The sequence below is a fragment of the Nocardia sp. NPDC004260 genome (assembly GCF_053603155.1).
This window is the reverse complement of sequence record NZ_JBSGEZ010000025.1, coordinates 26969-39571: the sequence shown is the minus strand read 5'-3', so window position 1 is coordinate 39571 and position 12603 is coordinate 26969. Positions and strand designations below refer to the sequence as shown.

Genomic DNA, 12603 nt, shown 5'->3' with positions numbered 1-12603 from the left:
ACATTGCGACTCAACTAGGTCGAACCGAAGCAAAACGGGCCCTGACCAGACTATTCGATGCTACTCCGCAGATCGCTTCAGTTGTCTGGCGAACGGCGCGCAACTTGACTACGCACCTTCGTTTTCGGGGCGGTAGGGGCGAGAACAAACCGATTGTTCGGTAAAAGCTGGTTCGACAGGATCTATCGGTCGCCGACGGCTCGACGACCGGTTCGCTCGTCCACGCGGGTAGCAGATCGCCGCCTGAGGGCCGCGGCCAGCGCGGCGGCAGCCGTCAGGATAACGAAAACTCGCTCCGGCGCGGGGCCGATTCGTGTTGCGAGAGTGGTGTCGTTGCGCAACGGAAGCTCGGAGACCAGAGCCGCGGGCGCGAACAACGCCGATTCCTGCCGCACACTGCCGTCGGCGGCGATGATGGCGCTGACACCCGACGTGGCCGCGACGACCAGCGCTCTACCGTGTTCGACGGCGCGAACGCGGGACATGGCCAGCTGCTGATAGGTCATCTCGCTGTCGCCGAAGGTCGCGTTGTTGGTCGGCACGGTGAGCAGTTGGGCGCCCGCGCGCATCGCGTCCTCGAACGAGCGATCGAAAGCGACTTCATAGCACGTCGCCACGCCGATGTCGATACCCGCCGCGTGCACAACTCCGTCACCATTTCCCGGTACGAAATACCCCGCCCGATCGGCGTATTCGGAGAAATGCCGGAAGAAACTCCGCATCGGCAGATACTCGCCGAAAGGCTGGATGATCTTCTTGTCGTGCCGGTCGCCGGGACCCGCCGCGCCGTTCCACACCATCACCGAGTTGGTCGTCGTCCGGTCCGGGTTGATCAGCACGGCGCCGACCAGGATGGGTGCGCCGATGCGCTCGGAGGCGGCGGTGATCAGGGCGGCGGCGTCGGCGTTGCGCAAAGGGTCGATGTCGGAGGAGTTCTCCGGCCAGATCACCACATCCGGGCGCGGCGCGCGGCCCGCCGCCACCTCGTCGGCCAGTTCTTCGGTGCGCCGGACGTGATTGTCCAGCACGGCCCGCCGCTGTTCGTTGAAGTCCAGGCCGAGGCGGGGCACGCTGCCCTGGATCGCCGCGACCGTGACCGTTCGGTCGCCCGCGTCCGGATCTGGCAGAGCCGACCGGAGCAGCAGACCGCTGAGCGGCATGATCAAGACGGCGAAAGCCACAGCGGCGTATCCCAGTCGGGTCGCCGGGATGGGGCCGCTCACGGCGTTCGACTCGGGCGCGCCGTTCTCGGGAACCGTGGTTTCGCGCCCGTCATCCGTGGTACACACCGACCACAACACCGAGACCAACGCGGCCAGCCCGGTTCCGGTGAGCGCGACGGCGAACCCGACCAGCGGGGCGCCACCGATCGCCGCCAGTGACAGGAACCAGCCGTCGGCCTGACCGAAGGCCAAACGGCCCCAGGGAAAACCACCGAACGGGAAGCTGGCCCTGCCCCACTCGGCCGCGGCCCAGGCCAGTGCCACCCACAGCGGCCAGCCGGGCAACGCGCCGACCAACCGCCCGAGCACCCCGAAGACGCCGAGGTAGACCGCGCAGGCGGTGGACAGCGCCAGCCACGGCAGCGGTCCGACGTAGATACCGGTCCACGGCAGCAGCGGGACGAAAAACGCCAGCCCGGCCAGAAATCCGTAGCCGAAGCCCGCTCGCAGGCGGCCGTCGCCGCGTACGGTGAGCGTGAGCACCGCCACGCCCAAAGGGGCGAGGAACCACCACGGCCTGGGCGGAAAGCTGCCGAACAGCAACAGGCCCGCGACGACCGCCGCCACCGACCGCGCGGCCACCGGATGATTGCGCACCACCGCGGACGTCTGCCGCATCGACGCGAGCATTCGCTCTCGCACCATCACTCGGCCACCATCCGCCGTAGCGCCGGCCCTCGCCAGTCGGCGGCCGACAACCGAGCCGTCCATCGGTCCGAGTCCGTCCCACGCCGCTCGGCAAACCTCGATCCAGCAATGGACGTGATGTTTATCACATGGAATATCAAGTCCGCCATGCTCCGAGCGCGCGCACGCGACTCGCCGCACCAGTCGACCTGCCCGGTGGCGTTTTCACGCCCCACTGCCGACCGAGCGAAGGCGAGGCCTGGAAAACGGCGGACATACGAGTCCTCGGGTGTCCACCTTTTCATCGCCGGGCCCCACTGAATCGTTAGCCGCCGTTCACGCGATTTCAGTTCTCCGCTCGCGCTCCTTCGAGCAGACCGACGCCTTCCAGCCGCTGCAGGCGAAATCGCGAGCCGCCACGCTGGGTTATGCGGCCGATTCACGCACCGATCCGCGGTGGCGCCACGGTGCACCGGAGATCGTCCGGCGAACGGCGAAGAGGGAGCACTGGCACGCAGTGCCACATCGGACCGCCGTGGACGAACAGAGTGCGCCCGGCAGGGGGTGTTGTTCGCCCGGCCGGGGCCGAGCCGCTCACGAGCCGCCCCGTGCACCCGAACGCCGGGCACGAGACGGCCGGGAGCCGCCGCGGACTCCACCATCGCGCGCTCACTTCGCATAGATCGTCACTCCCCGGTGCACGGTGCGCAGGCACGTGGGCAGCGGTGCGCCCGACTCCAGCGCGGGCAACCCGGGGACGCGCGACCGCGGGTCGGTGGACCAGCGCTGCACCGAGTCGGCGGCCGCGCTGACGACCAGTTCGCCGGCGTCCCAGATCGCATAGGAGGCGGGCGCCCCCGGGACCAGCGTGCCCGCCACCCCGTCGCGAACTCCGCCCGCGCGCCACGCGCCGCGCGTTGCCGCGGCGAAGGCGGCCCGCGGGGACAGGGCGTGGCCGGGCGTGCGGTGCGCGGCGGCGGCACGCACCGCCGCCCACGGATCGAGCGCGGTGACCGGGGCGTCGGAACCGATCGCCAGGGCCACGCCCGCGGAGGCCATGGCGGCGAACGGGTTCAGCGCCGCGGCGCGCTCCGCGCCGAGCCGCGCCGCGTACATGCCGTCGGTTCCGCCCCACGCGGCGTCGAATCCCGGTTGCACACTGGCGATCACGCCCCAGCGAGCCAGGCGGGAGATGTGCTCGGCATCGACGAACTCGGCGTGTTCCACGCGATGCCCCAGCGCCGCGACAGCGGGACCGCCGAGTTCGGCGACCACCCGTTCGACACCAGCGATCACGGCATCCATGGCGGCGTCGCCGATCACGTGGAATCCGGCCTGGATGCCGGCGACGGTGCAGGCGCGGACGTGATTCGCGATCGCGTCGGCATCGAGATAGCTTCGGCCGCACCCGGATTCGTCGGCGTAGGGTGCGCGCAGCCACGCGGTCCGCGAGCCGAAGGAGCCGTCGACGAACAGGTCGCCGCCGAGGGCGTGCACGCCGAGTTCGTCGATCAGGGCGCGAGCCTGCTCGGCGCTGCGCACCGCCTCGCCCCAGTAGGCCCGCACCTGGACGCCGTGCTCGAATTCGAGCAGTTCGCGAACGTCATCGCGACCCGCGATCTCCGGCCCGGCGCATTCGTGGACCGCGACGACACCGCGCGCGGCGGCGTGGTCCAGTGCCGCGGCGCGCGCTCGATCCCGTTGTGCCCGAGTCAATCCGGCGAGCGCGGCGGCGCGCACCAAGTGGTGGGCGGCGGCACGCACGGGCTCGCCTCGGGTGAATCCGTCGGTCGCCGCCAGCCCGGGCAGCGCGTTCAGCAGCGCCGAGGACGCCACCGCGGAGTGCGCGTCCACGCGGGAGAGATAGACCTGCCTGCCCGCACCCGCCGCCGCGTCGATCTCCTCGACGGTGGGCGGCCGTCCCTCCGGCCAAGTGGTCTCGTCCCAGCCGTCACCCAGTACCGCGCCGTCGGGGTGCGCCGCGGCGAACTCCCGCAGCAGCCGCAGGCAGTGCTCGAGCGACCGGGCGGCCGACAGGTCGAGCCCGGTCAGCTTCAGGCCCAGCGCGGTGACGTGCACATGCGGATCGACGAACGCGGGCGCGACGAAGGCGCCGTGGAGGTCGACGATCTCGGCATCCGGATGCAGCGCCCGTCCGGGTTGCTCGGCGCCCAGCCAGACGACAGTTCCGTCGGTCACCGCCATCGCCGTGGCGTCGGGTGAACTGGCGCTGTAGAAACGGCCGCCGATCAGCAACTGGGTACTCACGAGGCACCAGTCTGCCCCATGCCCGATGCGACGGTTTCGGTCAGGCGTTCAGCACGGAGTGGCGGTCCAGATCCTCCGGTTGCGCGAGCAACGCCATCACCTCCGCGTATTCCGGCGGCGTACCGCCGGTTCTCCCGGCCGCCGCGGGCAGGCAGCCCGCCTCCACGGCGATCAGCTCCAGCCGCAGCGCCGCGGCCGTGAATCCGGAAATCGACTGTCCCGCAGCGGCGGCCGCACGTTTCACCGCGGCGGCCAGCTCTTCGCTCACCGTCACGGTGAGTTGCTCGGTGGTCATCGCGTCACGATAGCCCTTCGCGGCGCGACACGGAACCGGGTGCGGCGAGTTCACTCAGGACGAGGGGATCGCGCGGCGCGCGTTGCCCTGACCGTCGTCGTACCACTGCCCCACGACGGCGCCGTCCACCACGTCACCACCGTCGACGACCACCCCACGGTAAGGCGCGGTCGCGACCAGCTTGCCGAAGCGCCGTGCGGCGAAGGCCGCCAGCACCGGACGCGCCAGCAACCGCGTGGGCGGCAGCAGCAGGAGCAGACCGAACAGCGAGGTGACCAGGCCGGGTACGAACATCAGCACACCGCCCGCCGCGACCAGGGCGCCGTCCGCCACGGCGGTCCCCGGCGCCACTTCCCCGCGCGCAGCCCGGCGGAACTGCTCGAACACCCGCCGCCCCTGCGAACCGACCAGCAGCATGCCCGCCCCCGATCCGGCGATCAGCAGCAGAATGGTCGGCAACGCGCCGATCAGCTGACCGACCGTGACCAGCGCGGCGATTTCCACGACGACGTACAGCACGAACAACAAGGCGGGCATGGCGATCCTTTCGGACGATCTACCCGGTCAACGTCTCGCGCCCGGTTTTTTCTCCCTGATTCGCCTGATAGGTCGCTGAGAGCCCGGCCGTCATCCACCCGGCCGCACCAGCCCGGTCTCGTAGGCGAGCACGACCGCCTGAACCCGGTCGCGCAGACCGAGTTTGGTCAGCACCCGGCCCACGTGTGTCTTGACCGTGGCCTCCGAGAGGTACAACTGCTCGGCGATCTCCGCGTTGGAGCGGCCGGCCGCGATCTGCTCGAGCACTTCACGTTCGCGGGGGGTGAGCACGTCGAGCACGCCCGGGTCGCGGGTGCGCGCCGGGTTCTCCGCGATGAGCCGGTCCAGCAGACGTTTGGTGACCTTCGGCGACACCACGGCGTCACCGGCGGCGACGCTGCGGATGGCCGAGACGAGATCCTCCGGCGGGGTGTCCTTCAACAGGAATCCGCTCGCCCCCGCCCGCAGCGCGCCGAGCGCGTGCTCGTCGAGATCGAAGGTCGTCATGACGAGCACCCGGCTGCCGTGCCCGGCCTCGACGATGCGGGTCGTGGCGACGACACCGTCCACCACGGGCATCCGCACGTCCATCAGCACCACGTCGGGACGCAGTTCCGCCGCTGTGGTGACCGCGGCCGCGCCGTTGGCCGCCTCGCCGATCACTTCGATGTCCGGGTGCGCGCCGAGCACCATCTTCAATCCCATCCGCATGAGTTCCTGGTCATCGACGACGAGCACGGTGATCGGCACGTTCCCCAATGTAACGTGGCCGCTTCGCCGCGCCGGGCGGCAGCTGCGGCGCCGGTCTCGACCACTGGTCGATATGTGCCGAATTCGACTGCCGCCCAAAATTTTTCACGCGACGAGCGGATGGCATCGTTCAGTCCGCCGGGTCGGAACGCAGCGGGATGCTGGCGTGCACCCGCCAGGCTCCGTCCGCGTGGCGGCCCGCGTCCAGGCTGCCGCCGAGCACGGCGACGCGTTCACGCATCCCCACCAGGCCGAGACCGCTGCCCTGGATGCGCGCGCCCGGTTCCGGCGGCGACGCCCCACCGGTGTCCGTGACATCGATCAGCACGTCGGCATCGGTGCGGCGCACCCGCACCCACGCCTTCGGATGCGGCCCGGCATGCCGCAGCGTGTTGGTCAGCGATTCCTGCACGATGCGGTGCACGCCGAGACTGACCTCCGGCGCGATGTCGTCGAGTTCGCCGGTCAATTCCAGCTCGACGGCCAGACCCGTGCCGCGCATCATCTCCACGACCTTGGCGATGCCCGCGGTGCCGTGCTGGGGCAACTGGTCGGGCGCGTGCTCCGTGCGCAGCAGCGCCACGGTTCTGCGTAGTTCGCGCAGCGCCTCCCGGCCGGTGCTCGCGATAGTGGCGAGCGCCTGCTCGGCCGCGTCCGGGTGGCGGCGCAGCGCGTACTTCGCCCCGTCGGCCTGCACGATGATCACACTCACCGCGTGGGCGACCACATCGTGCAATTCCCGCGCGATGCGGGTGCGTTCGGCCGCGACGGCGTCGTGCGCGCGACGCTCCTTGTCGTAGTCGGCGACCGCGAGCCGGGCCGCCACCTCGGCGTCGTAGGCGTGCCGCGCGCCGATGAATTCCGCGAGCGTCCAGCACAAGGCGTAGAACATGGCGGTGAACACGCTGTCGGACCCGGACGGCTTGCCGATCGCGACGATCGAGAGCACGACATCCACCACCAGGCCGAGCCCGTACCACAGTCCGTCCCGCCTGCCGACGTATGCGACCAGCGTGTACAGCATGATGCCGTGGGACAGCTGCGCGATGTGGTCCGCGTCGTCGTGGGCCAGGAAGCCGACCAGCGACTCGGTCAGCGACAACGCCAAGGTCGCCGCCGCCATGGCCCGGGGATACACCCGCCGCAGGGCGATCGGCAGCGGAAGCAGCACCCCGATGGCCAGGTAGGCGAGCTTGTTGTGCGCGTTCCCCACCCCGATGATCTCGAGCAGCACGAAGATCGCCGCCAGCACCGAGTCGGCCACGACGGGCTTGCCCCGGAGCCACAGACTGAAACGACGCACGGGATCAGGGTAGGTGGCCCCGGCGGACACCCCGCGGGGTCCGGATCCCCGGTCTGGTTGTCTGACCGGGTGGAGATCGGAGACTGGGCGGTTTTGTTGACAGCGGCGACGGCGGCGGGCTGGGTGGACGCGGTGGTGGGTGGCGGCGGGTTGATCGTGCTGCCGACATTGTTCGTCGTCGCTCCCGGCATCGCGCCGCAGACCGCGTTGGGCACCAACAAGCTCGCCGCGGTCGCCGGGACCAGCGCCTCGGTGCTGACCTTCGCTCGCAAGGTGCCGATGCGCTGGCGGGTGCTGCTGCCCGCGGCGGTGATCGCCGCGGGGGCGGCGGCGCTGGGCGCGTCCGCGGTCTCGCTGATCGACCGGGAACTGTTCATTCCGATCGTCATGGTGGTGCTGGTCGGCGTCGCGGTGGTCGTCACGCTGCGTCCGTCTATCGGCGTCACCCTGGCCACGCATCCACCCACCAGGCGGAAGGTCGTCCTCACGGTGGCATTGGCGGCCGGGTTGATCGGCTTCTATGACGGCTTGCTCGGGCCCGGCACCGGAACGTTCCTGATCATCACCTTCGCGACCCTGCTCGGGACCGAGTTCGTGCGGGCCGCCGCCATGGCGAAGGTGATCAACTGCGGCTCCAACGTCGGCGCTCTGCTCTTCTTCGGGGCGACCGGGCACATCCTCTGGGCACTCGGCGCGGGGATGGCCGTCGCGAATGTCCTCGGTGCCGTGGTCGGCGCGCGCATGGCGCTGCGGAAGGGCGCCGAGTTCGTCCGCGTCGTGCTGCTGGTGGTGGTGATCGGGATGGTGATCCGCTTGGGCTGGCAGCAGTTCGGCTGATCAGCCCACCGGTTGGGGGTGCTGGGTGGCCAGCCACGGTTGCAGCACCCGCGAGGTGGTCTCGTGGATCTCGCGCTGCAGGCGCTCGCCGTCCTCGACGCCCGCCACCGGTCGCTGGAACAGCACCGTCAACGCACCCGACACCGCACCGACGACCGCGCCGACCAACGCGGCGGCGCCGACCTCGTCGAGTTCGGCGGGGAACGCCTTGTGCAACTGCCTGGCGATCTCGCGTTGGGTGACCAGCTGGGCGTGCGCGGCGCGGCCGCTCACCGCGGGCACCGTCCGCGACACCTGGGCGCGCAGCGCCCCGATCCGGGCATGGAGGTCGTCGACGAGGTGCTCGCCGGGGTTGTCACCCGCCGCGCGCAGCCCGCGCAGTACGACCTCTACCGGCCGTTCGCCCGGACGCCTGCTGGCGATCGCCGCCACCGCGGCGCGCACCCGCTCGTCGGATTCCGGGAAGAGCAGCTCTTCCTTGCTCGCGAAATAGTTGAAGAACGTGCGCGTGCCGACGTCCGCAGCCGCGGCGATGTCGGCCACCGTGGTCTCCTCGTAGCCGCTCGTCTCGAACAACTCGGCTGCGGCTTCCAGAATGGCTCGGCGGGTACGTTCGCGTTTACGGTCACGGAGGGCGGATGGCGGCACGCGGGCACAGTACGGCATCCAGCGAGCAACACGCGGCAAAGCCCGAGTGTCGCGCGCGCCGTTCACCCGGCGCCACTACGCATCGCGCGCGAATCGGCACACGATGCGCTGTCGCACGGCGTGTGATCACCGCGCACGCGTGGCGATACCGACTAGGTTGGTGCGGGTGAGCATCGCGACTTCCAGAGACGTGGACGCCGAGTTCCTCGGCCTGCCACTGGCCGCGCTCGCCGACGCCGCACTGGCCGCGGCAACGGCGGCCGGCGCCGAGCACGCCGACCTGCGGGTGCACCGCCTGGTGACCCAATCGATCCGGTTGCGCGACGGGCGCGTGGAGGCCGTCACCGACAGCACCGAACTCGGCTTCGCCGTGCGGGTGATCGTGGACGGCACATGGGGTTTCGCGTCGCACGCCGCGCTCACGCCCGGTACCGCCGCCGAAGTGGCGCGCACCGCCGTCACGGTCGCGACCACGCTGCGGGCACTCAACCGCGAACGCGTCGAGCTGGCCGACGAGCCGCGTTACGCCGACGCGCGCTGGGTTTCGGCCTACGACGTCGACCCGTTCGCCGTCCCGACCGGCGAGAAGGTCGCCCTGCTGCAGGACTATTCGGAGCGCCTGTCGCACGCCGACGGGGTGGATCACGTCACCGCGAGCGTGTTGCAGGTCAAGGAGCAGACCTTCTACGCCGACACCGCGGGCTCCTCGATCGTCCAGCAACGGGTGCGGCTGCACCCGAGCCTCGAAGCGATCACTGTGGACGCGTCGGCAGGTGTGTTCGAGACGATGCGCACGCTGGCCGCACCGGTCGGCCGCGGATGGGAGTACGTCACCGGGGCCGACGGCGTGTGGGACTGGGACGGCGAACTGGCCCGGATTCCGGAGTGGCTGGCCGAGAAGGTGAAGGCGCCCAGCGTGCAGGCCGGGCCGACCGACCTCGTCATCGATCCGACCAACCTGTGGCTGACCATCCACGAATCCATCGGCCACGCCACCGAGTACGACCGCGCCATCGGCTACGAGTCCGCTTACGCGGGAACCTCTTTCGCCACTCCGGACCAGCTCGGGTCACTGCGTTACGGCACGCCGATCATGCACGTGACCGGCGACCGCACCGAGTCGCACGGGCTGGCCACGGTCGGCTACGACGACGAGGGCGTCGCCGGGCAGCGCTGGGATCTGGTCCGCGACGGCATCCTGGTCGGCTATCAACTGGACCGGGTGTTCGCGCCGCGCCTCGGCCTGGAGCGGTCCAACGGCTGCTCGTACGCGGATTCGGCGCATCACGTTCCGATCCAGCGCATGGCCAACGTGTCACTGCAACCGGATCCCGACCGCGACACCAGCACCGAGGAACTCATCTCCCGGGTGGACGACGGCCTCTACATCGTCGGCGACCGGTCCTGGTCGATCGACATGCAGCGCTACAACTTCCAGTTCACCGGCCAGCGGTTCTTCCGCATCCGCGGCGGCAAGCTCGACGGCCAGGTGCGCGATGTGGCCTACCAGGCCACCACCACCGACTTCTGGGGCGCGATGGAAGCGGTCGGCGGCCCGTCGACCTGGCGGCTCGGTGGCGCGTTCAACTGCGGGAAAGCGCAGCCGGGCCAGGTCGCCGCGGTCAGCCACGGCTGCCCGTCGGTCCTGGTGCGCGGTGTCAACATTCTCAACACCCGGACGGAGGCAGGCCAGTGAGCGACGATCTGTTCCCCGCCGGCGTGACCGTGGAGCGCGCGCTGGCGCTGTCGCGCGCCGACGAGGCGATGGTGATCGTCCGTGACGAGCACGAGGCGTCACTGCGCTGGGCGGGCAACTCCATGACCACCAACGGGTCGTCGGTGTCGCGCAAATGGGCGGTCATCTCGGTGTTCCGCGAGGGGCCCACGCTGGCCCGCGTCGGCACCATCGCCTCGTCCAGCGTCGACCCCGACGACATCGAGGCCGTCGTGCGCGCCAGCGAGGAGGCCGCGCGCGGCGCCGAACCCGCGCGTGACGCGATGCCGCTGCTGGAGCCCGACACCGTCGACCACGACTGGGCCGCCCCGGCGACCGGCACCGGCATCGAGGTGTTCACCGATCTGGCCGAGGGCCTGTCCGCCGGATTCGACAGCGCCGACCGTCTCTACGGCTTCGCCCATCACCAGATGCACACCACCTGGCTGGGCACCTCGACCGGCATCCGGCGCCGCTTCGTGCAACCCACCGGTTCGGTGGAGATCAACGGCAAACGCGGCGAGGGCGCGGATCTGGCCAGCGCGTGGGTCGGGGTGGGTACCGCGGACTTCACCGACGTCGACGTATCCGGTTTGCTCGCGGACCTTTCCCGCCGCCTGGACTGGGCCAAACGCAAGGTCGAGCTGCCCGCGGGCCGCTACGAGACGCTGCTGCCGCCCTCCACCGTGGCCGACCTGATGATCTACCTGGCCTGGTCGATGGAGGGCAGGGGCGCGCAGGAAGGACACACGGCGTTCGCGCGAGCGGGCGGGACCCGGGTCGGCGAGCGACTGAGCGATATTCCGCTCACGCTCTACTCCGATCCGCACGCGCCCGGACTGGAGTACCAGCCGTTCGTGGCGGCGACCGCGTCCTCGGAATCGATGTCGGTGTTCGACAACGGCCTGACCGCGGAGCGCGTCGACTGGCTGCGCGACGGCGTGATCTCCGCGCTGATCTATCCGCGCGCCACCGCCGCCGAGTTCGACGCACCCGCCACGGTTCCCGGCGACAACCTGCTGCTCACCGGCGGTTCCGACGCCACGATCGATGACATGATCGCGCGCACCGAGCGCGGCTTGCTGCTGACCACCCTGTGGTACATCCGTGAGGTCGATCCGGCGACGCTGCTGCTCACCGGTCTCACCAGGGACGGGGTGTATCTCGTGGAGAACGGCGAGGTCACCGCCGCGGTGAACAACTTCCGGTTCAACGAGAGCCCGCTGGATGTGCTCCGGCGGGTGAGCGAGGCGGGCGCCACCGAGCTCACGCTGCCGCGGGAATGGAAGGACTGGTTCACCCGGACCGCGATGCCGCCCTTGCGGATTCCGGACTTCCACATGTCGTCGGTCAGCCAGGCGACCTGAGCGCGGCGGGTCAGGCCGCGAGGTCGATCTCGATGCCGATGGTTCCGGACTTGCCGCGCCGCAGGTTACTGCCGAGGATGACGAGGGGACCGGTGAGCCAGTACTTGCGCCGCAGCAGCTTGCGGACCCGCTCCGTGCCGTCGGCATCGAGGATCCGTCCGGTTCCTTCGATCACCGCGCCGTGCGGTTTGCCGGTCGCGCTGCACGGTTGCACGCTGACCGCCGGATTGCGGCGCAAGCGCTTGACCTTCCAGCTGTCGGTCACGGTCCAAACGTACAGTTTGCCGTTCTCGGACACCGCCCACACCGCGGTGCCGACGGGCGATCCGTCCTTGCGGAAGGTGGTCAGCAGCACGTAGTCGGCCTTGGCGACGGCGTCCAGCGAATTCGTCATGCGGGCAGCGTATCCCGCATCCCGGTGCGGTGAGCGACGCGGGAAAGGCGCGGGTTCGTGCCGGATATTCACTCCGGCAGTCGGTACTCCCCCGCTTCCAGACGCGCGAGCATTCCGTCGGTCCACTTCGACAGGTTCGCGAACACGCCGCTCCACAGCTCCAGCAGATCGGTCGCGTGCGGCGCTTCGTACCGCCCGGGGAAGTCCGGGATCATGGCGAGCAGGTCGGCGCGCACTTCCTCGCTGCGGCGGCGCTGTTCCCGCAATTTCGCGATGACGTGCGCCCTGGGCAGCGCGTCCATGAAGGCGATGGCAGCGCCCAGTTCCTCCATGTCGATGCTGACCAGCGCCTCGTCCATGAGCCCGCGGAACTCGGCCTCTCCCGCCTCGGTCAGCTCGAACAGCGTGCGCCCAGGGCCCTGGTCGCTGGTCTGGGTGCCGAACGCGCTCAGCTTGCCCTCGCGGGTGAGCTGCTTGAGGGCGTGATAGATCGAGCCGGGCTTGACGTTCGTCCAGGTTTCGGCCCGCCAGGACAGCAGCTCCTGGCGCACCGCGTAGCCGTGCACGGGCTGACGCAGGCGCATCACCCCCAGCACGAGCAGGCGCACCACCGACATCGCGAACTCCTTCCGCTCCGAGA

At 70.1% G+C, this 12603-nt stretch carries 12 protein-coding genes; 3 read left to right on the top strand and 9 right to left on the bottom strand.

The window, feature by feature from the left end:
- Window positions 1–182 precede the first annotated feature (182 nt).
- The 6 genes from lnt to ACWEO7_RS16590 form a co-directional block, all read right to left on the bottom strand.
- A complete protein-coding gene (gene lnt / locus ACWEO7_RS16615; RefSeq protein ID WP_452424186.1) occupies window positions 183–1841 on the bottom strand; it encodes an apolipoprotein N-acyltransferase in 1659 nt (552 codons plus the stop codon).
- Between the two features lie 678 nt (window positions 1842–2519).
- The gene (locus ACWEO7_RS16610) at window positions 2520–4118 is read right to left on the bottom strand and encodes an amidohydrolase (protein ID WP_452424184.1); all 1599 of its coding nucleotides are present in this window, start codon (window positions 4116–4118) and stop codon (window positions 2520–2522) included.
- A 40-nt stretch (window positions 4119–4158) separates the two neighbouring features.
- The gene (locus ACWEO7_RS16605; protein WP_452424182.1) at window positions 4159–4413 is read right to left on the bottom strand and encodes a hypothetical protein; all 255 of its coding nucleotides are present in this window, start codon (window positions 4411–4413) and stop codon (window positions 4159–4161) included.
- A 54-nt stretch (window positions 4414–4467) separates the two neighbouring features.
- Window positions 4468–4950: an FxsA family protein gene (locus ACWEO7_RS16600; RefSeq protein ID WP_452424181.1), complete on the bottom strand. Its 483-nt coding sequence runs from the start codon at window positions 4948–4950 to the stop codon at window positions 4468–4470.
- A gap of 90 nt (window positions 4951–5040) precedes the next feature.
- Complete coding sequence (locus tag ACWEO7_RS16595; RefSeq protein WP_452424179.1) at window positions 5041–5700, bottom strand: response regulator; 660 nt, start codon at window positions 5698–5700, stop codon at window positions 5041–5043.
- 130 nt (window positions 5701–5830) lie between these two features.
- A complete protein-coding gene (locus ACWEO7_RS16590) occupies window positions 5831–7003 on the bottom strand; it encodes a sensor histidine kinase (protein ID WP_452424177.1) in 1173 nt (390 codons plus the stop codon).
- Between the two features lie 69 nt (window positions 7004–7072).
- Between ACWEO7_RS16590 and ACWEO7_RS16585 the strand changes: the two genes are divergently transcribed.
- Window positions 7073–7840, top strand: coding sequence for a TSUP family transporter (locus ACWEO7_RS16585; protein WP_450025956.1), 768 nt, complete (start codon window positions 7073–7075; stop codon window positions 7838–7840).
- Here the strand turns inward: ACWEO7_RS16585 and ACWEO7_RS16580 are convergent, their stop codons facing one another.
- A complete protein-coding gene (locus ACWEO7_RS16580) occupies window positions 7841–8488 on the bottom strand; it encodes a TetR/AcrR family transcriptional regulator (RefSeq protein ID WP_356962114.1) in 648 nt (215 codons plus the stop codon).
- A gap of 166 nt (window positions 8489–8654) precedes the next feature.
- Between ACWEO7_RS16580 and ACWEO7_RS16575 the strand changes: the two genes are divergently transcribed.
- Together ACWEO7_RS16575 and ACWEO7_RS16570 are read left to right on the top strand one after the other, a co-directional pair.
- On the top strand, window positions 8655–10184 hold the full coding sequence (locus tag ACWEO7_RS16575) for a TldD/PmbA family protein (RefSeq protein WP_450025958.1): 1530 nt from the start codon (window positions 8655–8657) through the stop codon (window positions 10182–10184).
- 68 nt (window positions 10185–10252) lie between these two features.
- The gene (locus tag ACWEO7_RS16570; RefSeq protein ID WP_356962484.1) at window positions 10253–11569 is read left to right on the top strand and encodes a metallopeptidase TldD-related protein; all 1317 of its coding nucleotides are present in this window, start codon (window positions 10253–10255) and stop codon (window positions 11567–11569) included.
- 10 nt (window positions 11570–11579) lie between these two features.
- Here the strand turns inward: ACWEO7_RS16570 and ACWEO7_RS16565 are convergent, their stop codons facing one another.
- Both ACWEO7_RS16565 and ACWEO7_RS16560 read right to left on the bottom strand, forming a co-directional pair.
- Window positions 11580–11963 (bottom strand): PPOX class F420-dependent oxidoreductase, encoded by a 384-nt coding sequence (locus tag ACWEO7_RS16565; RefSeq protein WP_452424175.1) that lies wholly within the window; start codon window positions 11961–11963, stop codon window positions 11580–11582.
- A gap of 68 nt (window positions 11964–12031) precedes the next feature.
- Window positions 12032–12580, bottom strand: coding sequence for a PadR family transcriptional regulator (locus ACWEO7_RS16560; RefSeq protein ID WP_452424173.1), 549 nt, complete (start codon window positions 12578–12580; stop codon window positions 12032–12034).
- Window positions 12581–12603 lie beyond the last annotated feature (23 nt).

Coding starts and splice junctions, on each gene's coding strand:
- ACWEO7_RS16600 (WP_452424181.1), bottom strand. CDS start 4,950: ATGCCCGCCTTGTTGTTCGTGCTGTACGTCGTCGTGGAAATCGCCGCG.
- ACWEO7_RS16565 (WP_452424175.1), bottom strand. CDS start 11,963: ATGACGAATTCGCTGGACGCCGTCGCCAAGGCCGACTACGTGCTGCTG.
- ACWEO7_RS16570 (WP_356962484.1), top strand. CDS start 10,253: ATGGTGATCGTCCGTGACGAGCACGAGGCGTCACTGCGCTGGGCGGGC.
- ACWEO7_RS16560 (WP_452424173.1), bottom strand. CDS start 12,580: ATGTCGGTGGTGCGCCTGCTCGTGCTGGGGGTGATGCGCCTGCGTCAG.
- ACWEO7_RS16605 (WP_452424182.1), bottom strand. CDS start 4,413: ATGACCACCGAGCAACTCACCGTGACGGTGAGCGAAGAGCTGGCCGCC.
- lnt (WP_452424186.1), bottom strand. CDS start 1,841: ATGCGGCAGACGTCCGCGGTGGTGCGCAATCATCCGGTGGCCGCGCGG.